The sequence below is a fragment of the Streptomyces sp. NPDC034049 genome (assembly GCF_055575575.1).
The window spans coordinates 180360-200877 of record NZ_JBVISJ010000012.1 but is presented as its reverse complement, the minus strand read 5'-3'; the positions used below and the strand labels follow the sequence as shown (position 1 = coordinate 200877).

Genomic DNA, 20518 nt, shown 5'->3' with positions numbered 1-20518 from the left:
ATGACCACGGTAGAGAGAGACAGGGCCGCCGCGGAGGCGGGCAAGGTGTCGGCGGGGGACGGGGAGACGGCGGGTGCCGCTGTACGCGTACGGGGGCTGCGCCGGACGTACGGGGAGGTCGCCGCGCTCGACGGGGTGGACCTGGACTTCGAGGTCGGGACCTTCACGGCGGTGATGGGGCCCTCGGGGTCGGGGAAGTCGACGCTGTTGCAGTGTGCGGCGGGGCTCGACCGGCCGTCGGGCGGGACCGTGCGGGTCGACGGCGTGGAGCTGGCCGGGCTGAGCGAGCGGCGGCTGACGCTGCTGCGCCGGGAGCGGATCGGCTTCGTCTTCCAGGCCTTCAACCTCCTCCCCTCCCTGACCGCCGCGCAGAACGTCGCCCTGCCGCTGCGGCTCGCCGGGCGGCGCCCCTCGCGGGGTGCGGTGCGCGAGGCCCTGGGCCGGGTGGGGCTGGCCGAGCGGGCCGGGCACCGGCCCACGCAGTTGTCCGGGGGACAGCAGCAGCGGGTCGCCCTGGCCCGCGCGTTGATCACCCGCCCCGCCGTGCTCTTCGGGGACGAGCCCACCGGGGCGCTGGACACCACGACCAGCCGTGAAGTGCTGCGCCTGTTGCGGGAGTTGGTGGACCGGGAGGGGCAGACCACGGTGATGGTGACCCATGATCCGGTGGCCGCCTCGTACGCGGACCGGGTGGTGTTCCTGGTCGACGGCCGGGTGAGCGGGGAGTTGGTCGGGCCGTCGGTCGAGGCGGTGGCGGCGCGTATGGCGGGGCTGGAGCGGGCGGCGGGCCACGGCGCCTCCGTCGGCGCCGACGGAGGTGTGACGTGCTGACGCTGTCGTCGTTGCGTACGCGGTGGGCCGCGTTGCTCGGGTCGTTCGTCGCCGTGATGGTGGGGGTCGGGGTGATGACCGCCATGGGTCTGGGGCTCGCGGCGTCACTCGACCCGCCCGCGCGTGCGCCGGAGCGTTTCGGCTCCTCCCCCGTCGTGGTGGCGGGCCTGGACCGGCTCACGGTGGAGGTGCGGCGGGGGCCGGGTACGGCCCGGGTCTCGCAGCGGCTGGCCCGTCCACACCCTGTGGACGGAGAGTTGCTGGCGGAGCTGCGGAAGCTGGGGCCGGTGACGACGGGCACGAGCGGCGGTGCGGGCGCGGCCGGGCTGGACTCGGCCGACGTGGACGCGGTCGGGGTGGACGCGGCCGTGGCCGAGGTGCGGGCGGTCGTCGGGGAGCGGGCGCGGGTGCTGACCGGGGACGCCCGGCGGCAGGTGGATCCGTCGTACGAGCGGGACGCGGAGGCGCTGGTCGCCGTGAACTCGCTGCTGGGGACGGCCGGCGGGGTCGCCGCGTTCGTGTCGGTGTTCGTGACGGCGTCCACGTTCGCGTTCGTGGTGGCGCTGCGCAGGCGGGAGTTCGGGCTGCTGCGGATGGCCGGCGCGACCCCGGGTCAGGTGCGGCGGATGCTGCTCGGCGAGGCCGTGGCGGTGGGGCTCGTGGCGTCGGGCGCCGGGTGTGCGCTGGGCGCGTGGGGAGCGCCGCTGCTGGTACGGGAGTTGGCGGACGGCGGGGTCGCGCCGACGTGGTTCGCGGTGTCGGACGCGGTGGTGTGGCCGTATCACGTGGCCTTCTGGACTGGTGTGGCGGTGGCCGTCGCGGGGGCGTGGGCGGCGGCGCGGCGGGCCGGGCGGATCGGGCCCGTGGAGGCGTTGCGCGAGGCGTCCGTGGACACGGGCGTGCTGCCGCTGTCCCGGCGGGTGATCGGTTCGCTGCTGCTGGTGGGCGCAGTGGGGTTGGCGGCCTGGAAGCTGGGGACGGACCCCGCCGAACTGTTGAAGCGCAAGACGTACACCACCCAGCCGATGCTGCTGATCACGGCGGTGGCCGCGCTGGCACCGCTGCTCGTGCGGCCGGTCGTACGGCTGGTGGGCGCGCTGCTGCCCGGGGCCGCCGGGCTGCTGATCAGGGAGAACGCGGCCACGTCCGTACGCCGCACCGCGGCCGTCGCCGCGCCGGTGCTGGTGACCGTCGCGCTGGCCGGGTCGCTGCTGGGGTCCGCCGGGACCGTGGCCGGGGCGAAGGGCGCGGAGGCGGCGGCGCGGACCGGGGCGGACTTCGTGGTCACCGCCGAGGACGGCACGGGGCTGCGTGAGGAGGCGGTGCGGGGGGCTGTCGGGGGCGCGGCGACGGTGGTCGGGTCCGCCGCCACCGCCGTGTACGTCGTGGAGGAGGGGACCGCGCTGGTGCGGTCCGAGGCGCGGGCGGTGACGGACGCGCCGGGCCTCGCGGAGGTGTCGCGGCTGCCCGTGGTCGCCGGGGACGTGCGGGATCTCGACGACCGGTCCATCGTCGTGAACGAGGAGTGGGAGCGGCACGAGGTCGGGCAGAGCGTGCGGGTGTGGCTCGGGGACGGGCGTCCGGTACGGCTGCGGATCGCGGCGGTGCTCGCGGAGGGGACCGGGGACAACGGGGCGTACGTCACGGCCGCGAACGCGGGCGGGGCCGTGGTGGACCGGGTCGACGTGCGGGTCGTTCCGCGCGGGAGCGGGGTGGAGCGGGCGGAGGTGGCGGCGGCGCTCGAAGGGGCGCGCTCGGAGCGGGCCGGCTGGACGGTGCGGACGGCCGGGGAGTGGCTCGCGGCGAATCGGCCCGGCACCAAGGCGCACACCCGGCTCGGCTTCCTCGTGGTGCTGGGGATCGCGCTCGTGTACGCGGGGATCTCGCTGGCCGGGACGCTGTTGATGGCCACGTCGGCGCGGGGTGCGGAGCTGCGGTCCCTGCGGCTGGCCGGGGCGACGCGGGGGCAGGTGCGGGTGGTCGTGGCGGGTGAGGCGCTGGTCGCGGTGGTGGCGGGCGTGTTGCTGGGGATCGCGGTCACCGCGGTGAATCTCGCCGGGATGGCGGGGGCGCTGGGGGTGTTGTCGGCGCCGGTGGGGGTGACGGTGCCGTGGGAGGTGCTCGGGGCGTGCGCGGGGGCGTGTGTCGCGGTGGGCGGGGTGGTGGCGGTGGCCGGGGTGGGGGTGGGGGCTGGGGCAGGAGGGGGGAGGTAGGGGGCCGGGGTCGGGCGCCTGAGGGGGTGGGGGTGTGGTCGGGGGGCGTGTGCGGGCCGGTGGGGGCTGAGCGCGCAGTTCCCCGCGCCCCTGACGGGGCCGGGGTGGGTTGGGTGGGGCAACTGGGTAAGTGAGGTGAGGTGTCAACTTCGGGTTGACACCTCATGACTGTCAACCTATGGTTGACACATGACGACGAATCCGCGGCCCACCGCCTCCATCCGTCTCGACGAACTCATCGAAGCCATCAAGAAGGTGCACCCGGAACCGCTCGACCAGCTCCAGGACGCGGTCATCGCCGCGGACCACCTCGGCGACGTGGCGGACCATCTGATCGGCCACTTCGTGGACCAGGCCCGGCGATCGGGCGCCTCCTGGACGGACATCGGCCGGAGCATGGGCGTCACCCGCCAGGCCGCGCAGAAGCGGTTCGTGCCGAAGGCCGAGAACGACCTCGACGCCAGCCAGGGCTTCAGCCGCTTCACCCCCCGCGCCCGGAACGTGGTCGCGGCCGCGCACAACGAGGGCAAGGCCGCCGGCGCCGTCGAGGGGCTTCCGGCCCACCTGGTCCTCGGGCTCCTCGCCGAACCGGAGGGGCTCGCGGCCAAGGCGCTCGTCGCCCAGGGCCTCTCCCCCGAGGCCGTACGGGAAGCCGCCACCGCCGTCCTGCCGCCGGCTGCTCCCGAGGTGCCCGAGCTCATCCCCTACGGCCCCGACGCCAAGAAGGTCCTCGAACTCACCTTCCGCGAGGCCCTCCGCCTCGGCCACAACTACATCGGCACCGAGCACATCCTCCTCGCCCTCCTGGAGTTCGAGAACGGGAAGGGAGTGCTCAGCGGCCTCGGCGTCACCAAGGAGGCCACCGAGGCGGACGTGGCCCAGGCCCTCCAGACGATCGTGCAGGGGCAGGGAGAAGGACAGGGATAGGGGCAGGGGCAGGGCAGCGGCTGTCGGTTCCCGGCTCCCGGCCGCCCGTCCGCCCGGCTCCCGCGTCGCCCGTCCGCCCGGCTCCCGCGTCGCGCGGTCCGGATCCCGCGTCGCGCGGGCGTTGTCAGACCCCCCTGTCACACTCGCACCCATGACCGACCGGTGGGTGCTCGCGACGGCCGAGGACGGGGGTGTGGAGGTCGCCCCGCTCGGGGCCGACGGGCTGCTCGCGGGGGCGGTGGTGCGGGAGCCCGATCTCGCGGAGGCGGTGCGGCGGCGGGGGCCGCAGGTCGGGCGGTGGGTGTGGCGGGCCACCGGGGAGGTGTATCCGCGGCTGCTCGCGACGGGGGTGCGAGTGGAGCGGTGCTACGACATCGAGGACGCCGAGGCCCTGCTGCTCGGGCACGAGGGCCGGCTCGGTGAGCCCCGATCCGCTGCCGCCGCCCTCGCCCGGCTCCGCCACGCGCCCGTGCCGCCGGACCCGCCCGCGCGCTCGGCCGACCCCGGCGCCCAGCCGTCCCTGTTCGAGCCCCGCCCCGTCCACGTCCCCCTCACCGACCTCGTCGAGGTGTACGCGGACCAGCAGCGACGGCACGACGCCACCGCCCACCCCGACCGGATGCGGCTGCTGACCGCCGCCGAATCGGCCGGGATGCTCGTCGCCGCCGAGATGAACCGGGCGGGCATGCCGTGGCGGGCCGACGTCCATCGCGACGTACTGCACGAGATGCTCGGCGAGCGGTACGCGGGCGGGGGCGAGCCGCGTCGCCTCGCCGAACTCGCCGAGGAGGTCTCGCACGCGTTCGGCCGGCGGGTGCGGCCCGATCTGCCCGCGGACGTCGTCAAGGCCTTCGCCCAGGCAGGCATCCGGATCCGGTCCACCCGGCGCTGGGAGATCGAGAGCCTCGACCATCCGGCCGTGAAGCCCCTCCTGGAGTACAAGCGGCTGTACCGCATCTGGGTCGCCCACGGGTGGTCCTGGCTCCAGGACTGGGTCCGCGGCGGCCGCTTCCGGCCCGAGTTCCTCGCCCACGGCACCGTCACCGGGCGGTGGGTCACCAACGGCGGGGGCGCCCTGCAGATCCCCAAGGTGATCCGCCGCGCCTGTGTCGCCGACCCGGGCTGGCGGCTCGTCGTCGCCGACGCCGACCAGATGGAACCCCGGGTGCTCGCCGCCATCTCCCGGGACCCCGGGCTCATGGAGGTCGCGGGCCGCCCCACCGATCTCTACCAGGCCGTCTCCGACCGTGCCTTCTCCGGAAACCGCGAGCACGCCAAACTCGCCGTGCTCGGCGCGGTGTACGGGCAGACCTCCGGGGACGGGCTCAAGAATCTCGCCGCGCTGCGCCGCCGGTTCCCGCGCGCCGTGCAATACGTCGACGACGCGGCCCGCGCGGGCGAGGAGGGCCGGCTCGTACGGACCTGGCTCGGGCGTACGTGCCCACCGGCGGCCGGCGCCTCCGACGCGGCCGGCGAGGAGGCGGGCCTCCCTCAGGACGACGGCGACCCGGACACCCGCGAGCGCGGCCAGGGCGACGAGTGGGTCCCGGGGTACGCCTCCACCAACTCCCGTGCCCGGGGCCGCTTCGCGCGCAACTTCGTCGTCCAGGGCAGCGCCGCCGACTGGACCCTGCTCCTCCTCGCGGCCCTCCGCCGCGCCCTCGACGGCATGGCGGCCGAGCTGGTCTTCTTCCAGCACGACGAGGTGATAGTGCACTGTCCGGAGCGGGAGGCGGAGGCCGTGGTGGCGGCGATCCGGGAGGCGTCGGAGCTGTCGGGGCGGCTGGCGTTCGGGGAGACGCCGGTGCGGTTTCCGTTCACTACGGCGGTGGTCGAGTGTTATGCGGACGCGAAGTGAGGGGGCGCCTTTCGGGGAACGGGGCCCTCCGGGGTTTGAGGGGGGCGCCTTCCGGGATGGGAGGGTCTGTCGGCCGGCGGCTGCGGGATCGTCGTGGCCGGTCGCGCAGTTCCCCGCGCCCCTGGAAGGCGGCTGCGCCGCCATTCAAGGGCGCGAAGCTTACGGCGCGCGGTTCTTCAGTAGTTCTCTCAGGTCTGTCGCCACCGTCGAGTCCGTGTCGTCCAGGATCTCCTGGGCCTGCTCCCACTCGTGGTAGGCCTCCTCCTCGTGGCCGTCGGCGCGGAGCAGCAGCCCCCGCTGGTGCCGGGCCAGACCGACGGCGTACTGATCGGCGCGGCATTCGGCGAGGTCGAGCAGGACGGCGCACTCCTGGGCCGCGCGGTCCGGACGGCCCAGCTCGCGCAGGGCCCGTACCAGGCCGAGCCGGGACTTCGACTCGCCCTGCCAGTCCTCGTCGTCGCCGAGGATGCGCAGGCTCTGCTCGAAGTGGCGTACGGCGGCGGCCGGCTCGCCGAGGCGGAGGTGGGCGTAGCCGATGTTGCAGTGCGCGGTGTGCCGTACGACGAGGCTGTCGGCGATCTCGCCCAGCGCCAGGCTCCGTTCGTGATGGGCGATGGCGGCGCGCGCGTCGGTGTGTTTGTAGAGGTTGCCGAGGTGGCTGAAGGTCACCGCCTCGCCGTAGGGGTCGCCGAGCCTGCGGGAGAGTTCCAGGCTCTGGCGGAGCGTCTCCTCGCTCTCCTCGTACCGGCCGAGGCTCTCCAGGACGAGCCCCCGGTTGTTCAGACAGCGCCGTACGCACGAGACCACGCCGAGGCGGCGCCACAGCTTCAGGCCCTCGTCGTTGAGCGCGAGCGCCTCCGAGGCCCGGCCGGACATGAAGTGCAGCCCGGCGCGGTCGGTGAGCGCGAACGCCTCGGCCTCGTCGTCCCCGAGGGACCTCGCCAGGTTCAGCGCGTGCCGTCCGAGGACGTCCAACTCGGCGAGTCGGCCGCCTCGGTGCAGATAGGGGAAGAGGTGGCGGACCAGGGTGGGGACGAGGGCCGCCGCCGCGCCCGAGTCCGTCGTGCCGACGGCGCCGTGGTCGCGGGCGCAGCGTTCCACCAGGGCGACGACGGTGGGGAGTTCGCGGTCGCCCCAGGCGAAGGCCTCCTCGGCGGAGGCGAAGGGCGGTTCCGTGGGCGGGGGTTCCTCCGGGGGTTCTGTGGGCGGGGGTTCCTCCGGGGGTCGCGCTGTCCCGGCCGCGTCCGGCGCCTCGGACGACGCCGACCCCGTGCGCAGGCGTTCGTCGCGCTCGTACCCCGGAGGGAGCATCACCAGCAGGCTCTGCCGGGCGCGTCCGGTGTACCAACGCAGGGCCTGCTCCACGGCGGCGGCGGTCTCGGCGGCGGTGGTCGAGCCGGCGAGTTCGCGGGCGAAGTGGCGTACGAGGTCGTGGGGGACGTACCGGCCGTACGTCGTCTCCTCCAGGAGGGCCACGTCGACGAGGCGGTCGAGGGCGGCCTCGGCGCGGAACTCGTCGGTGCCGGTGAGGCGGGCGAGGAGGGGCGCGCCGTAGGCGGGCAGGTCGAGGGCGCCGATGCGGCGGAGGGCGTGGGCGGCGTCGCGGTCGGCCTCGCGGTCGGAGGCGCGCAAGGCCTCGTGGGCGACGGCGAGGGAGCGGCGGACGCTCAGGTCGTCGTATTCGAGATGCCGCAACCTGCCTTCCGTGGCCGCCAGTTGACCGGCCAGCGCGTCCGGGGTGAGGGCGCGCCGGGCGGCGAGGCGGGCCGCGACGACGCGGAGGGCGAGCGGGAGGCGGCCGGTGAGTTCGACGAGGGGGTGCGCGGCGTCCAGGCCCGCCGCGCGGCCCGAGGCCGCCCGCAGCAGGGCCGCGCTCTCGTCGTCCGACAGCGGGGCGAGCGGGATGCGGTGGGCGCCGTCCAGCGCGGTGAGCGGCGAACGGCTCGTCACGATGACCGCGCAGCCGGGGCCCGCGGGGAGCAGGGGGCGCACCTGGGCGGCGGTCGCGGCGTCGTCCAGGACCATCAGGGTCCGGGTGGGGGCGAGGGTCGAACGGAGCAACGCGGCGGCCGCGTCCGGGTGTTCGGGGATACGGCGGGGCGCGGTGCCGAGGTCCCGCAGGAGCGCGGCGAGGGCCTGGGCGGGGGTGAGGGGGGTCATGCCCGGGGTGGCGCCGTGGAGGTTGATGTACAGCTGGCCGTCGGGGAAGTGTTCGGCGAGTTCGTGGGCGAGGTGGAGGGCGAGGGCGCTCTTGCCCACACCGGCCATGCCGCTGATGACGGCCGTCGGCGAAGCGGGGCGCCTACTGACTCGGGGGGAACCGTGGGTCGGCGGGTGCGGATTCGTCGTGGCTTGTCGCGCAGTTCCCCGCGCTCCCAGGGGGGTAGGGGCGCGGGTCGCTTCATACGGACCCGTATCCAGAGTCCTCCGCAGCTCCGCCAACGCCTCCCGTCGGCCGGTGAAATGGGCTGGTGGCGGCGGGAGTTGGGCCGGGCGGGGTGGCGGGTCGGTGGAGGTGGCCTCCGGTGCGGGCCCCTGTGCGTGTGCGTCGGGTTCCCGCAGGATCTCCATGTGGGCCTCGCGTACGGCCGGGCCCGGCTCCACGCCGAGTTCGTCGAGGAGGCGGGCGCGGAGGTCGCGGTGGACGGCGAGGGCCTCGGCCTGGCGGCCCGTGCGGTGCAGGACGAGCATGAGGAGCCGGTGGAAGGCCTCGCGCAACGGGTGTTCGGCGACGAGGGCGGCGAGTTCGGGCGCGAGTGCGCCGAGCGCGTGCGCCCCGGCGGGTTCGGCCTCCGCCCCGCCGTGTGCCGCCCCGCCCTGTGCCACCCCGCCCGACCCTCCGTGTGGCGACCCGCCGGTCGCGAGGTGGAGGTGGAGTTCGGCGTCGTACCGTCGCTCCAGGAGCAACAGCCGTGCCTCCTCCAGGCGTTGGACGAAGGCCTGGGCGCGGAACTCCTCGACCGGCAGACCGCCGAGCGGTGTCCCCCGCCAGAGGGCGAGCGCGGCCGTGGCCTCGCGCACGGTCCGGGCCCAGTCGCGCTCGGCGTGGGCGGTACGGGCGGCGCGGGCGTGGGTCTCGAAGACGCGGACGTCCAGCTCGCCCTCGTCGACCCGCAGCAGATAGCCGGGCGGGATCGCGCGCAGCCGCTCGGGGTCGTCCAACAGCCTGCGCAGCCGCGTCACATGGTTCTGTAGGGAGGCCTGCGCGGAGGGCGGTGGCGCCGCGTCCCACAGCACGTCCTTCAGGGTGTCGACGGAGACGACCCGCCCGGGTTCGAGCAGCAGCGCGACGAACAGGGCGCGCATCTTGCCGCTGCCGACGGACCGTACGCCGCCGGGACCCTTCGAGCTCCCGGTGGCTTCGGTGTCATCCGCGTCCCCGGCCCCGTACAGAACCGGCGGACCGAGCAGTCCGAACCGCAGCCCGTCCCGCATAGAACCCGTCCGCTGCCTTTCCGCACCGACGTTCCGGGCCCGCCCCGCGGCGACCTGCCGCCGCCTCCCGTACGGCTCCCCGTGGAACCGTTGGGCTCATGTTAGCGATCCGTTGGCGAGACCTGATGTGATCACTTCATCGGATCCGGCGACGACGGCGCACGCGTGAGACGCGTAGCTCGGGGGAGTGCCGCCGCCGCCGCCGGATCCGGGAACCGCACAGAGCGCTGTGCCCCGGTCGGTGGGGGTGAACGACCGGGGCACTCGTGTGTGCGGAAACGGGAACGAGATCGGCGGGCACGCCGGTTCTACAGGTCCGGCGGGTAGGCCGGTTCAACAGGATCGGCAGGCACGGTTCTACAGGATCGGCGGGCGGCCCAGCCTTGTCAGGTGCCAGACCGTTCGCCAGCTCATGGGCCGGCGCTCGCCGCCCGACTCGCGCCAGCCCTCCACGAAGCCGCCGAACCAGGCCTTCAGACCGGCCGCCGAGCGCATCCGCAGCAGGGTGATGAGGACCCACACCCCCAGGTGGACGGGGACGAGCGGCAGCGGGAGGCGGCGGCGGGCGAGCCAGACGCGGTTGCGGGCGTTGACGCGGTAGTAGATGGCGTGCCGGGCCGGTGAGGTCTTCGGGTGCTGGAGGAGCAACTCGGGGGCGTACAGCACCGTCCAGCCGGCGTCGAGCGCCCGCCACGCCAGGTCCGTCTCCTCGTGCGCGAAGAAGAACTCCGCGGCCCAGTCGCCCGTCTCGCCGAGCATGGCCATGGAGAGGGCGTGCCCGCCACCGAGGAACCCGGTGACCGGGCCGCCGCGCATCGGGTCCTTCGCGCCCACCCTCGGCACGTGCCGCCGCTGGGTCTCGCCGTGCTCGTCGGCGATCCGGAACCCGACGATGCCGAGGCGCGGGTCGGCGGCGTACAGATCCCGTACGCGGCGCAGCACATCGGCGTCGACGAGCAGCCCGTCGTCGTCCAGTTCCACGACGACGTCGACATCGCCGAAGGCGCGGAGCCGCTCCAGGGCGACGTTCCGGCCGCCGGGGCAGCCGAGGTTCTCGTCCACCTCGATGAGGGTGACCTCGCCGGGCAGGCCCAGCCGTTCGGCGAACTCAGGGAGGGGGCAGCCGTTCCCCACGATCACGATCCGCTCGGGCGCGACGTCCTGCTTGGCCACGGAGGCGAGCAGCGCGTCCACCTCCGCGGGCCGATTGCCCATCGTCACCACGGCGACAGCGACCCGAGGCCCGGCCTCCACCACGACACCAACCCCATTCCGTCCACGGACCGCCGACGACGACCGGCGGGGCGACGACGACCGGCACGGCCATCGACGGCCGCCCCGGCGCGACCCGACGGCGACCGCCGACCCGCTTCCCAGCCTCCACCGACTGTTTACGGCCGGGATGCTAGTCGTTCACGACGGAGACTTCGCATCGACTCCTCGGCTTCGCCGTTCAGGCCCTCAGCCGACCCCACGCGTCGACCCCGCCGCCACACCGACTCGGGCCCTGCGCCGCACACTTGATCACGCATCAGACCTCTCCTCCGCTCCGGCCGTTTCCGCCCTGCGGGGCGGACCGCCTGGATCTACGCTTCCGGCATGGTGGAGCGGAGATGGCGGAGACAGCTGCGTGGGTCGCGGGCGGGGCACGTGCCGGTCATGACGCCGGAGGAGGCGGTCCGGTGGAACGCCGTCAAGCGGTACGTCCAGCCGCGCGCCGACCGGCGGAGCATCGGCCGGTACGGGGAACTGCTCGGCGGCCGGTTCCTGCGGTTCGAGGGGGCCACCCGGAGGCGGTTCCTGCACCCTCTGCTCGCCGACGCCTCGTCGATCACGGACGCCGAGCTGGAGGCCCTGCTCTTCGAGGGCTGGCGGCCCCGTCTCACCGCCGCGTGGCTGATCGGCATATCCCGGCGGACCTCCTACCGCCCCCGCCTCGGTGAACTGCTGCTGGCCAGCGAGACGGTGTACGCGGGCCTGGGCTACTGCTTCGCGCTGGCCCGGTTCTCCACCCCCGAGGACGCGGAGATCCTCGCCGCCTACCTGGACCGCTATCTGCCCCGCACCGACCTCCGCTACGACCAGCCCCTGGCCATGGGGGCCCTCCTGTACGTCGACTGCCGGCTGGGCACGGCCCACGCGGCGCCGTTCACCGCGCCCGGCGGCCCCTATCAGCGGTGGGTGGACGCCGTCGTCCACGAGACCGACCGCCCCTCGTACGCCCCCGACCAGGAACTCACCGCCATGACCCGCCTCTGCGACTTCGCCGACGGCTGGACCAGTCCCGGCTGAGGTGACGGCTGGACCACGCCCGGCCGAGGCGGCGGCTGGACCATGCCTGCCGAGGTGACGGCGGCAGCGGACGACTCCGGCGGAGAGGCACGGGCGGACCGGGGCGGTCGCGGCTCTGGTGGGGGCGTCGTCCACCGGCTAGGGTCCGCCCATGATCCCTGGGGGAGCGCCGGCCGCCGACGCGACGATCGTGCGGTACGGCCTGCGGCGTTTCCTCTGGAGCCTGTTGTTCGTTCCGGTGACCCTCGTCTCCGGTGGGGTCGGCGTGGTCGAGGCGGTGTACGGCCGCGGCGACGGCCTCTTCGCCGTGTGGGGCCCCGTGTTGTTCATCCTGATGGCGCTGCTGTTCGCCGTTCCGGTCGTCTCCACCTGGCGGACCCGCCGATGGGTGATGGCCTTCGACGCGACGGGATTCTGGTGGGTCCGGGGCAAGGAGATCGCCTTGATCCGCTGGGACTCGCTCGCCGGAGTGGGTATCCACTGGACGCACCCGATCTTCACCGTCGAACTGTGTCCCCGGGACGGGATCGACCGCGACGACCCGCTGTTGGGGCAGTTCGTCCGGGACACGGAACCGCTGCGGCCCGGACTGCCCCGCCTGCGCTACCGCATCCGCCTCCCCCATGCCTACAAGCCCTACGAGAAGGCCCTGCGCCAATGGGCGCCCGAGCTGTGGTTCGGCGTGGTGGCGCAGCCGCCGGCATACGCGGGGCGGCCCGACCGGGCGGGGCACCGGGGGCGCGCGGCGGGGCGCGGAGAGGGCTGACCGCCGGCGTCACGCGCGATCTCCCTCCGTGACGCGGAGCGGCGACTCCCGGGTCTGGAGCGGGAGTCGATGCTCCAGACCCCGGTGCGGTCGCAGGTGTCAGGCCCGCAGCGGGTTCGAGCGGACCGCGGCCATCAGGTACCAGGCCGTGGCGCCCGTGTGCCGGTACGGGTAGTAGCCGAAACCGAAGCCCGTGTCGAGGGGGCTGCTGGCCGAGACGACGCCGGAGCGGTCGGGCAGGGCGCGGCCGCCGACGGTCTGGGCGGTGCCGAGGAGGTCCTGGGCGCGTTCGAGGGAGGCGAGCAGGCGCCGGGCGCGCTTCTCGTCGCCGCGCGCGCCCCGGTCGCGCAGGGCGAGCGCGAGATGGGCGGTGCCCTCGAACCAGACCCCGTTGCGGTTGGGCTTGGGCTGGAACTCGGCGATGGGCGCGTCCTCGTTCGCGAGGAGACTGGCCGAGCTGAAGGTCACGCCCTCGTACGACTGTCCGGCGGGGACCGTGCTGTTGCGGCGCTCGGCGTGGTCCTGGACGGCGAGTTCCCGCGCCGCCCAGTCGAGGGAGCGCGCGTACCGGTCGGAGTCGAGGGCGAGGTGGGTCCAGGTCTGGGTGTCCTCGGGGATCGGGGACCTGTTGACGGTCACGCCGTCGTTCGTGCCGGTGTAGAAGAAGCCGCCGGACGCGCCCCGGCCCGGCTCCCACATGCCCTTCACGAAGGCCTCGGCCCGTGCCCGCCGCTGCCACCACACCCGGTCGCCGGTGAGCCGCGCGAGCCGTCCGAACAGGCAGACCAGGTCGGTGTTGTGCTCGGTCGAGGTGAACGGCAGCTTCTCGTTCGCCCCGTTCACGCCGAACTTGTAGCCGCCGAGGGGCTCGTCGGTACGGCCCGTCCGCTCGATCCACTCCCCGATCCGCACGGCGGCGGCCAGGAACCGCCGGGCCCCGGTCCGCCGGGCCAGCGCGCTCAGCGCGATCCCCGCCCAGGCCATGTCCCCCACGGCCGTCCCCGTGAAGCCGAACTGGGTGCCGACGTTGGCCGTGCCGTCCGCCCGGACGAACCCGTCCGGCTGCGGTACGCCGTCGTAGTAGACGTACGGCCCGACGTTGTACGCCTGGCGCAGTCGGCCGTCGTCGTACGCCGGGTCGTGCTCCTGGGCGTAGATCAGCGCGTCCCCGAGCGCCACCGCTCTGGCCCGTCCGTCCTCGGTGCGCACGGCGAGGTGGGCGAGGATCGCGAGGGCGTTGTCGTAGGTGAACGCCGTGCTGAACAGGCCCGCCTGGTCGGTGTAGCTCTGGGTCAGCCGGAGGTCGCCGTGGTCGGGGTAGGCGTCCATGGCGGCGGCGAGGAAGGCGTGGCCGCGCCGCGCGGCGGAGGCGCCGGACGCCGCGGGTGTGGCGTGGGCCGCGCCCGTGCCCGGGCCGACGACGGTGAGGGCCGCCGCCGCGCCGAGTCCGGTGCCGATGAGCCTGCGGCGGCTGAACGGGTGGGCTCGGCCGCCGGTGCCGGTTCCGGTGCCGGTTCCAGTCCCGGTACGGCCGCTGCTGCCGGTGCTGCCGGTCATGGGTCTCCCTGGGGGTGTGGGTGCGAGGGGTGGGGTGACGGGTGCGAGGTCTGGAGTTCTGGAGTTCTGGTGCGGGGTGAGGCACGCTCCGTACCGCGTCCTGAGAGCGCTCTCAAGCGGATGGGGGCTCATTCTGCTGGTGCGCGCGACGCGGGTCAACGCCCCTGCGGGGCACGCGATTTCAAGGCCGCCGGGCGGCGGAACCACCGGCGTCCCGCACACCTTGTGGGTGTGCGGGACGCCCCGCGGGACCCGGGCCGGGTACGCGGACTCCGCCACGCGCACCCGGCCCCGGCATCCCGCGACCGTGAGGCCGGTCCTCCACGACACCGGCCTCACGGTCGTTCAGCGGCTCCGCCGGCCGGACGACGGGTGCCGGACACCACTGTCCGATCCGGTCGGAGAGGGCGGGGACAAGCGAGGGACAGGGGAGAGCCAGGCAGGGTAAGAGCGCGTACAACATTGGGTGCGTGCCCCCGCCCCACCCCGGAACAGGTCCCCCCTGTCCGCATGTGTGTGCCGTCGCCGTCTACTCCGTGCGCAGTGCCCTCGCCGTCCCCGTCCCCGCCGCCCACCCCGCCGGCAGCAGCGCGCCCGCCACCGCGATGACCAGCCCTCCCAGCGCGAGGCAGGCGAGGACGGGTCCGTCGTACACGGCGAGGACGGTGCCGGGCAGGGTCATGCCGACGGCGTCGCCCATGAACGGCGTGACGACCCCGTGCAGGACGATCCCGGCGGGGACCGCGACCAGCCCCGCGAGCAGGCCGACCCCGGCGACGGAGACGACGACCATGGCCACGGTCTGGCGGGGTGTCATCCCGAGCGCCTTGAGGACTCCTAGGTCGCGGACCCGTTCGCGGGTGTCGAGGACGACCGTGTGGAGGACTCCGAGCCCGGCGACCACGACGAGCATGAGCGTGAGCGTCCCGATCAGCGCGTCCATGGCCACGATCACACTGGAGGAGTTGCCGCTGTCGGCGTGGGCGAACGCGGCGAGACCCGCGCCGTCGAGCGCACGGTTCAGCGTGTCCAGGTACTGCCCCGGATCGGTGCCCGACCCGGTCCGCACATGGAACCGGCCGGGCAACGCCTGCTCCCCGAGCCCGAGTTCGGTGAGGGTGGCGGTCGAGGTGAGGAGGGTCATGCCCCCGTCCTGGGTGAAGAAGGCCTCGCCGACGATCCGTACGGTGGTCCGTCGGCCCTTGTCGTGGAGCGTCACCGTGTCCCCGACCCCGATCCCTGCGGCCGTGAGGAACCGTTCGGTCACCACCGCCTGGCCGGGCCCGTCGAGCCAGTGCCCCGAGACCATCTCCGGCGCGCCCCACGCCGAGTCTCCCTCGTAGGCGACCACGGTCGTCGCCCCGGTGACCCCGGAGACGGCGACCTCCGCCTGGGCGGTGCCGTAGAAGCGCCGGGTGCCCTCCTGGGCGCGGAGCACGGTGGCGACGGCCGCCGGATCGGCCTTCTCCCGCTCGCCGCCCGGGCTGCCCGCCCCTTCCGCGGGCACCACCTGGGCGCCGGGCGGCCCCTGACCGCCGCCCGCCTCCACCACGACCGAGCCGGCCGAGTCGAGCATGCGGCCCTCCTGGACCTTGCCCAGCGTCAGCGCGAGGCCGACCGCGAAGGTGACGGACAGGGCGCCGAAGACGACCGCCGCGGCCACCGTCGCCGACCGGGCGGGCCGGGCGAAGGGCTGCGCCAGGCCGAGCCGGACCGTCGGCGGCACCAGCGACAGCGGCCGGGCTGCGAACAGCCGTGCCACCCGCCTGCGCTCGGATCCAGCGCGCCCGGCGCGGGCCGCGCGCCTGCGCTCGGACCCACCGCGTCCAGCCCCTCCGGCCCGTCCGGCCCCTCCCCCGACCGCGATCGCCTCCACCGTCCGCAGGCGTCCGGCGCGCAGTGCGGGGACCACGGCGGCGACAGCGACCAGCAGGAGCGCGGCGCCGGGCACCGCGACGTCCACCCAGACCGGGAGCCCGCCGGCCGGTGCGCCGAACGCCTCCCCCACCTCGTTCAGCACCGGCAGGGCCAGCGCGTTGCCGAGCACCACCCCGAGGACACAGCCGAGCGCCGCCGGGACCAGGGCCTGTGCCACATACGCCCGTACGACCTGCGCGGGCGTGAACCCGAGCGCCTTGAGCACACCGATCCGCCGGGTGGCCGCCCCCACGGCCCCACCGACCACGATCCCGATCACCAGCACCGACAGACACAGCCCGAGCACCCCGAACGCCGCCAGGAACGGCACGAACGCCATCGCGTTCGCCGTCTCGTCCTGCCGCACGGTCAGATACGACCGCGCCCCGCTCATCGCCCCCTCCGGTACGTCCGCGACGATCGCGGCGCGCGCGGCGGTCAGGTCGGCCTCGGTCGCGGCCTGCCGGAAGCGGTACAGCATCTCGTACGCGGCCGAACCGCCCCCGGGCCCCGACGAGTTGCCGCTCTCCGCCGCACCTCCGGGACGCGACGAGTTGCCGCTCGCGGCCGTGCCTCCGACGTCTCCGGCGCCTCCCGTGTCGCGCGCCGACCCCGCCAGCGACTCGGCCTGGGCGGGCGTCACCCAGGCCTCGCCCGTGCCCGTCACCGAGCGGGCGAGGCCGGCCACGGTCAGCGTCGGGCCGCCCGGCGTCCCGGGGAAGGCCAGTCGGTCGCCCGGCCGGAAGGGCCCGGCGTCGGCGGCCACGACGATCTGCCCCGGCCGGGTGGCCCACTCGCCCTCGACCAGGTCGATCACATCGACGGGTCCGCCCGCCTCCGCCCGGCCGACGACGGTCATCGGCGGCAGGTCCACCCCGGCCGGCAGGAAGTCCGACCCCGTGACGGTACGAGGGCGTACCGAGACGATCGGGAAGGGGCCGGCCGCGGCGGTCACACCGGGCGCGTCGGCGGTCGCCGCGAGCCGCGCCGCCGTCACCTTCGTCCCGTCGAACTGCCCCGTCAGATGCGCGCCACGCTGCTCCGCGAAGGCCCGCTCGAAGGGGGCCCGTGCGGCGACGAGGAGCCCGACCGCGAGCACGGACGCGGTCACGGCCATCAGCGTCGTCAGCACCATCACGACGGTCCGCACCCGCCGACGCCCGACGCCGGCCCGCACCACCCGCCCGAGCGCGCTCATCGATCCACCGCCGCCACGCCCGGACCGCCGACGTTCTCTTGTTGGTCGTCGTGCGGCGCGTCGCGCACGATGCGGCCGTCGACGAGTTCGACCGTCCGGTGCGCGCAGGCCCGGGCGAGGCGCGGATCGTGGGTGACGAGGACGATCGTCTGGCCGTCCGCGTTGAGGTCGGTGAGGAGCGCGCGGACGTCGTCGCCGGACGCGGAGTCGAGCGCGCCGGTGGGTTCGTCGGCGAGCAGGAGGGCGGGCCGGTTCATCAACGCGCGGGCCACGGCGACCCGTTGCCGTTCGCCCCCGGACAACCGGCCTGGGTACGCGTGGGTGTGCCGGTCGATACGGAGATACTCCAGCAGGCCCGCCGCCCGTCGGCGCGCCTCGGCCCTGCCCAGGCCGGCCAACTGGGCGGGCAGCAGCACGTTGTCGACGACGGTCAGGTCGTCCAGCAGGTTGAAGAACTGGAAGACCATGCCGACCTTGGCCCTCCGGTACCGCGCCGAACCGGCCTCGCCCAGCCGGTCCACCCGTACGCCGTCGACCGTGACACTCCCCGAACTCGGCCGGTCCAGACCCGCGATCAGGTTGAGCAACGTCGACTTGCCGCTCCCCGACGGGCCGATGACGCTCACCGCCTCCCCGGCCCGCACGCGCAGCGAGACCCCGTCGAGGGCGGGCGGCCCCTCACCGCCGTACGCCCTGCGCACGTCACGGATGTCGATGACGGGCGTGCCGTGGTCGCCGGTGACGGTGGGCGGGGGTGATGGCGGGGGCGGGGCCGGGGGCATGGTCATGGGGCCTCCTCGGGAGGGTGGTCGGTGTGTGGCACCGACGCTAGGGACGGCCCCGCGCCCGGTCGTCCCCCACGACGGCGAAGCCCTCTGCCGTGCCGGACGGACCCCGCGCGCACGTCATCCCCGAGATGTACGCGGACGATGTACCCTCCGTCCCCACCACGACGGATGTGACGCCCACGCCCGCTTGCCACACTGATCGCATGGGCGGCGGGAAGACGCGGAGAGACGGGCCGGGAGCGCGAGCGGGACGAGCGCGGCGGTGGTGGGACGGTCTGCCCTCCCTGCTCCGTGCCACACTCCCGCCGCCCCGACCGTCCCGCTGGGCCTGGACCGCCGACGCGTGCCTCGCGCTCCTCCTCGCCGCCTGCACGGTGGTGGCCACGACAGCACAGGACGTGAGCGCGCACCCGAGGCTGCCGGGCCGGGGGCTGACGCCGGTCCCGGGGGCGTCGGCAGGGCCGGTGCCGCCCGAGGCCCCGCCCCTGCCGACGCCCCCGTACCTGACGCAGGACCTCGGCGCGCCCCACACCTGGCAGTTGCTCCTCGCCGCCCTGACCGCGCTGCCGCTGCTGGTCCGGCGCCGCTACCCGCTGACCGCGTTCTGGGCGGTGATCGTCACGACGATGGTGTTCAACCAGCGATCGGGTGCGGCCGAGGCGACCGCGTACACGTTCCTGACCTGTGTGGTCGCCGCGCACAGTGCGGCCGTCCACAGCCCGTACCGGCTGCGCGCGCTCGGCAGTCTGGTGGCGGGCGCCGCCCTGGTCGCGGCGTTCGCCGAGGAGAACTTCCCGTACGTCACGCCGGGCGTGATCCCGTTCCTCGTCCTGTTCGGGGTGGGCCTCGGCGCCAACGCGATCCACACCTGGAAACAGCGCGTGCACGCTCTCCAGACACAGCAGGAGACAGCCACGCGTCTGGCGGTCGAGCGCGAACGCGCGCGTATCGCGCGGGAGTTGCACGACGTCGTCACCCATCATGTGAGCGTGATGGTGATCCAGGCGGGCGCGGCCCGCAAGGTGATGGACGCCGCCCCCGACCGTGCGCGTGAGGCCCTGCTCGCCGTCGAGTCGGGCGGTCGTACGGCGATGACCGAACTGCGCCATGTGATGGGCCTGTTGACGATGTCCGACGAGGACCGGCCACCGACCGCCGCCGAGACGGGCCGGACGGACGGGTGGAGCATCCCGACCGACACGGACTCCCGCACGGGCACGGGCACGGGCTCCGGTTCTGGCTCCGGCCTCGGCCCCGGTATGGGCACGGGCTCGGGCTCCGGCTTCGGCCCCGGCCCCGGCCCCGGCCCCGGCATGGGAACGGGCTCCGGCACAGGCGCAGGCAGGGGCTCGGACTCCGGCACGGGCACGGGCTCCGGGATCGGCACTGGCTCGGGCTCCGCTTCCGGGGCGGGCTTCGCTACCAGGGCGAGATCTGGTTCCGGGGCAGGTTCCGGGTCCGGCCTCGCCCGGGCCCCCGGCGGCTCCGGACCCGGCACCTGGAAAGGGCCCGCCGGCGACGCCGAGTTGGCTCCGCAGCCGGGGCTCGAACAGCTCCCGGCGCTCGCCTCGCGCGTCCGTGCCTCCGGGGTCCCCGTGGAGTTGATCGTCACCGGCACCCCGGCCCCGCTGCCGCCGGGCGCCGACCTGGCCGCGTACCGCGTCGTCCAGGAGGCCCTGACGAACACCGTCAAGCACGCCGCGGGCGCCCGGGTGCGGATCACCGTCGACCACACGCCCACCGCCCTACGCCTGGAGGTCGCGGACACCGGCGGCACCCCCACCCCCGCGGCGGCCTCCGGCACGGGACGCGGCCACCTGGGCCTGCGGGAGCGCCTCTCCGTCCACGGCGGCACCCTCCACACCGGCCCCCGCCCGACCGGCGGTTACCGCGTCCAGGCGGTCATACCGCTCACCCCGCCCGGCCCACCCGGGGAAGAGGCACCCCGAAGCACCCCACCCACGGTCACCCCACCCCCCGAGGAGCGCCCGTGACGGCCGGGCACCCCCCTGCCATGTCCCCGGCGGAGCCCGACCGGCCCCGCGTGGTGATCGCCGACGACCAGGCCCTGGTCCGCACCGGCTTCGGCATGATCCTCTCCGCCGACGGGATCGACGTGGTCGCCGAGGCGGCCGACGGCGAGCAGGCCGTCGAGGCGGTCCACCGCACCCGCCCCGATCTCGTCCTGATGGACATCCGCATGCCCGGCACGGACGGCCTGGAGGCGACCCGGCGCATCCTCTCCGGCGCACTCCCCGAGCCGCCCCGCGTCCTGATGCTGACCACCTTCGACCTGGACCGGTACGTCTACGCCGCCCTCACCGCCGGCGCCAGCGGCTTCCTGCTCAAGGACGTCACCCCCGAACACCTCGTCGCCGCCGTCCGCCTGGCCCGCACCGGCGACGCGCTCCTCTCCCCCGCCATCACCCGCCGCCTGATCGAACGCTTCGTCTCCCCGACCCCCGAGACCCCCGCCCTCCACCGCGACCTCGCCCCCCTCACCCCCCGCGAACTACAGGTCCTCCGATCCCTCGCCACCGGCCTCAGCAACGCCGAACTGGCCGCCCACTTCCGCCTCAGCGAGGCCACCGTGAAGACCCATGTCGCCCGCATCCTCGCCAAACTCCGCCTCCGCGACCGTGCCCAGGCCGTGGTGGTGGCGTACGAGACGGGCCTGATCGTGCCGGGCGCGGCAGGCGGGGCGCCGACCGGCGAGGAGTAGCCCCGCCCCCGCCC

General features: G+C 74.8%; 13 protein-coding genes. 8 read left to right on the top strand and 5 right to left on the bottom strand.

Going from position 1 to position 20518, the window contains the following annotated elements:
- The 4 genes from ACZ52C_RS30405 to ACZ52C_RS30390 all read left to right on the top strand — a co-directional run bounded on the left by ACZ52C_RS30405 (position 1) and on the right by ACZ52C_RS30390 (position 5829).
- A complete protein-coding gene (locus tag ACZ52C_RS30405; protein WP_469077746.1) occupies positions 1–831 on the top strand; it encodes an ABC transporter ATP-binding protein in 831 nt (276 codons plus the stop codon).
- Positions 825–3044, top strand: coding sequence for an FtsX-like permease family protein (locus ACZ52C_RS30400; RefSeq protein ID WP_469077745.1), 2220 nt, complete (start codon positions 825–827; stop codon positions 3042–3044). The genes ACZ52C_RS30405 and ACZ52C_RS30400 overlap by 7 nt, the downstream gene beginning before the upstream one ends.
- Before the next feature lie 189 nt (positions 3045–3233).
- Positions 3234–3971: a Clp protease N-terminal domain-containing protein gene (locus ACZ52C_RS30395; RefSeq protein ID WP_469077744.1), complete on the top strand. Its 738-nt coding sequence runs from the start codon at positions 3234–3236 to the stop codon at positions 3969–3971.
- Positions 3972–4122: 151 nt separating this feature from the next.
- Positions 4123–5829 carry a bifunctional 3'-5' exonuclease/DNA polymerase gene (locus ACZ52C_RS30390; RefSeq protein ID WP_469077743.1) on the top strand — a complete coding sequence of 569 codons (1707 nt, stop codon included), beginning with the start codon at positions 4123–4125 and terminating at the stop codon, positions 5827–5829.
- Positions 5830–5988: 159 nt separating this feature from the next.
- On the opposite strand, the gene ACZ52C_RS30385 is transcribed toward ACZ52C_RS30390, so the two are convergent.
- Both ACZ52C_RS30385 and ACZ52C_RS30380 read right to left on the bottom strand, forming a co-directional pair.
- Positions 5989–9264 (bottom strand): AfsR/SARP family transcriptional regulator, encoded by a 3276-nt coding sequence (locus tag ACZ52C_RS30385; protein WP_469077742.1) that lies wholly within the window; start codon positions 9262–9264, stop codon positions 5989–5991.
- 357 nt (positions 9265–9621) lie between these two features.
- Complete coding sequence (locus tag ACZ52C_RS30380) at positions 9622–10521, bottom strand: glycosyltransferase family 2 protein (RefSeq protein WP_469077741.1); 900 nt, start codon at positions 10519–10521, stop codon at positions 9622–9624.
- A 342-nt stretch (positions 10522–10863) separates the two neighbouring features.
- Here ACZ52C_RS30380 and ACZ52C_RS30375 point away from each other — a divergent pair, with 342 nt between their 5' ends.
- Together ACZ52C_RS30375 and ACZ52C_RS30370 are read left to right on the top strand one after the other, a co-directional pair.
- The gene (locus ACZ52C_RS30375; RefSeq protein WP_469077740.1) at positions 10864–11556 is read left to right on the top strand and encodes a DUF6000 family protein; all 693 of its coding nucleotides are present in this window, start codon (positions 10864–10866) and stop codon (positions 11554–11556) included.
- 151 nt (positions 11557–11707) lie between these two features.
- Positions 11708–12322, top strand: a complete 615-nt coding sequence (locus ACZ52C_RS30370) for a hypothetical protein (protein ID WP_469077739.1) — start codon at positions 11708–11710, stop codon at positions 12320–12322.
- Between the two features lie 99 nt (positions 12323–12421).
- Here the strand turns inward: ACZ52C_RS30370 and ACZ52C_RS30365 are convergent, their stop codons facing one another.
- From ACZ52C_RS30365 to ACZ52C_RS30355, 3 genes are all read right to left on the bottom strand, one after another.
- On the bottom strand, positions 12422–13879 hold the full coding sequence (locus ACZ52C_RS30365) for a Tat pathway signal sequence domain protein (protein WP_469077738.1): 1458 nt from the start codon (positions 13877–13879) through the stop codon (positions 12422–12424).
- 529 nt (positions 13880–14408) lie between these two features.
- Positions 14409–16994 carry an ABC transporter permease gene (locus ACZ52C_RS30360; RefSeq protein ID WP_469077737.1) on the bottom strand — a complete coding sequence of 862 codons (2586 nt, stop codon included), beginning with the start codon at positions 16992–16994 and terminating at the stop codon, positions 14409–14411.
- Positions 16991–17776, bottom strand: coding sequence for an ABC transporter ATP-binding protein (locus ACZ52C_RS30355; RefSeq protein ID WP_469077814.1), 786 nt, complete (start codon positions 17774–17776; stop codon positions 16991–16993). The genes ACZ52C_RS30360 and ACZ52C_RS30355 overlap by 4 nt, the downstream gene beginning before the upstream one ends.
- Positions 17777–17985: 209 nt before the next feature.
- On the opposite strand from ACZ52C_RS30355, the gene ACZ52C_RS30350 reads away from it, so the two are divergent.
- Positions 17986–19776: a sensor histidine kinase gene (locus ACZ52C_RS30350; protein WP_469077736.1), complete on the top strand. Its 1791-nt coding sequence runs from the start codon at positions 17986–17988 to the stop codon at positions 19774–19776.
- A gap of 20 nt (positions 19777–19796) precedes the next feature.
- Positions 19797–20504 (top strand): response regulator, encoded by a 708-nt coding sequence (locus ACZ52C_RS30345; RefSeq protein ID WP_469077813.1) that lies wholly within the window; start codon positions 19797–19799, stop codon positions 20502–20504.
- Positions 20505–20518 lie beyond the last annotated feature (14 nt).

Bases quoted from the DNA above. Each gene is read 5' to 3' on its own strand.
- ACZ52C_RS30355 (WP_469077814.1), bottom strand. From the start codon at position 17,776: ATGCCCCCGGCCCCGCCCCCGCCATCACCCCCGCCCACCGTCACCGGC.
- ACZ52C_RS30405 (WP_469077746.1), top strand. From the start codon at position 1: ATGACCACGGTAGAGAGAGACAGGGCCGCCGCGGAGGCGGGCAAGGTG.
- ACZ52C_RS30390 (WP_469077743.1), top strand. From the start codon at position 4,123: ATGACCGACCGGTGGGTGCTCGCGACGGCCGAGGACGGGGGTGTGGAG.
- ACZ52C_RS30365 (WP_469077738.1), bottom strand. From the start codon at position 13,879: ATGACCGGCAGCACCGGCAGCAGCGGCCGTACCGGGACTGGAACCGGC.
- ACZ52C_RS30375 (WP_469077740.1), top strand. From the start codon at position 10,864: ATGGTGGAGCGGAGATGGCGGAGACAGCTGCGTGGGTCGCGGGCGGGG.
- ACZ52C_RS30360 (WP_469077737.1), bottom strand. From the start codon at position 16,994: ATGAGCGCGCTCGGGCGGGTGGTGCGGGCCGGCGTCGGGCGTCGGCGG.
- ACZ52C_RS30350 (WP_469077736.1), top strand. From the start codon at position 17,986: ATGGGCGGCGGGAAGACGCGGAGAGACGGGCCGGGAGCGCGAGCGGGA.
- ACZ52C_RS30370 (WP_469077739.1), top strand. From the start codon at position 11,708: ATGATCCCTGGGGGAGCGCCGGCCGCCGACGCGACGATCGTGCGGTAC.
- ACZ52C_RS30345 (WP_469077813.1), top strand. From the start codon at position 19,797: ATGTCCCCGGCGGAGCCCGACCGGCCCCGCGTGGTGATCGCCGACGAC.
- ACZ52C_RS30385 (WP_469077742.1), bottom strand. From the start codon at position 9,264: ATGCGGGACGGGCTGCGGTTCGGACTGCTCGGTCCGCCGGTTCTGTAC.
- ACZ52C_RS30395 (WP_469077744.1), top strand. From the start codon at position 3,234: ATGACGACGAATCCGCGGCCCACCGCCTCCATCCGTCTCGACGAACTC.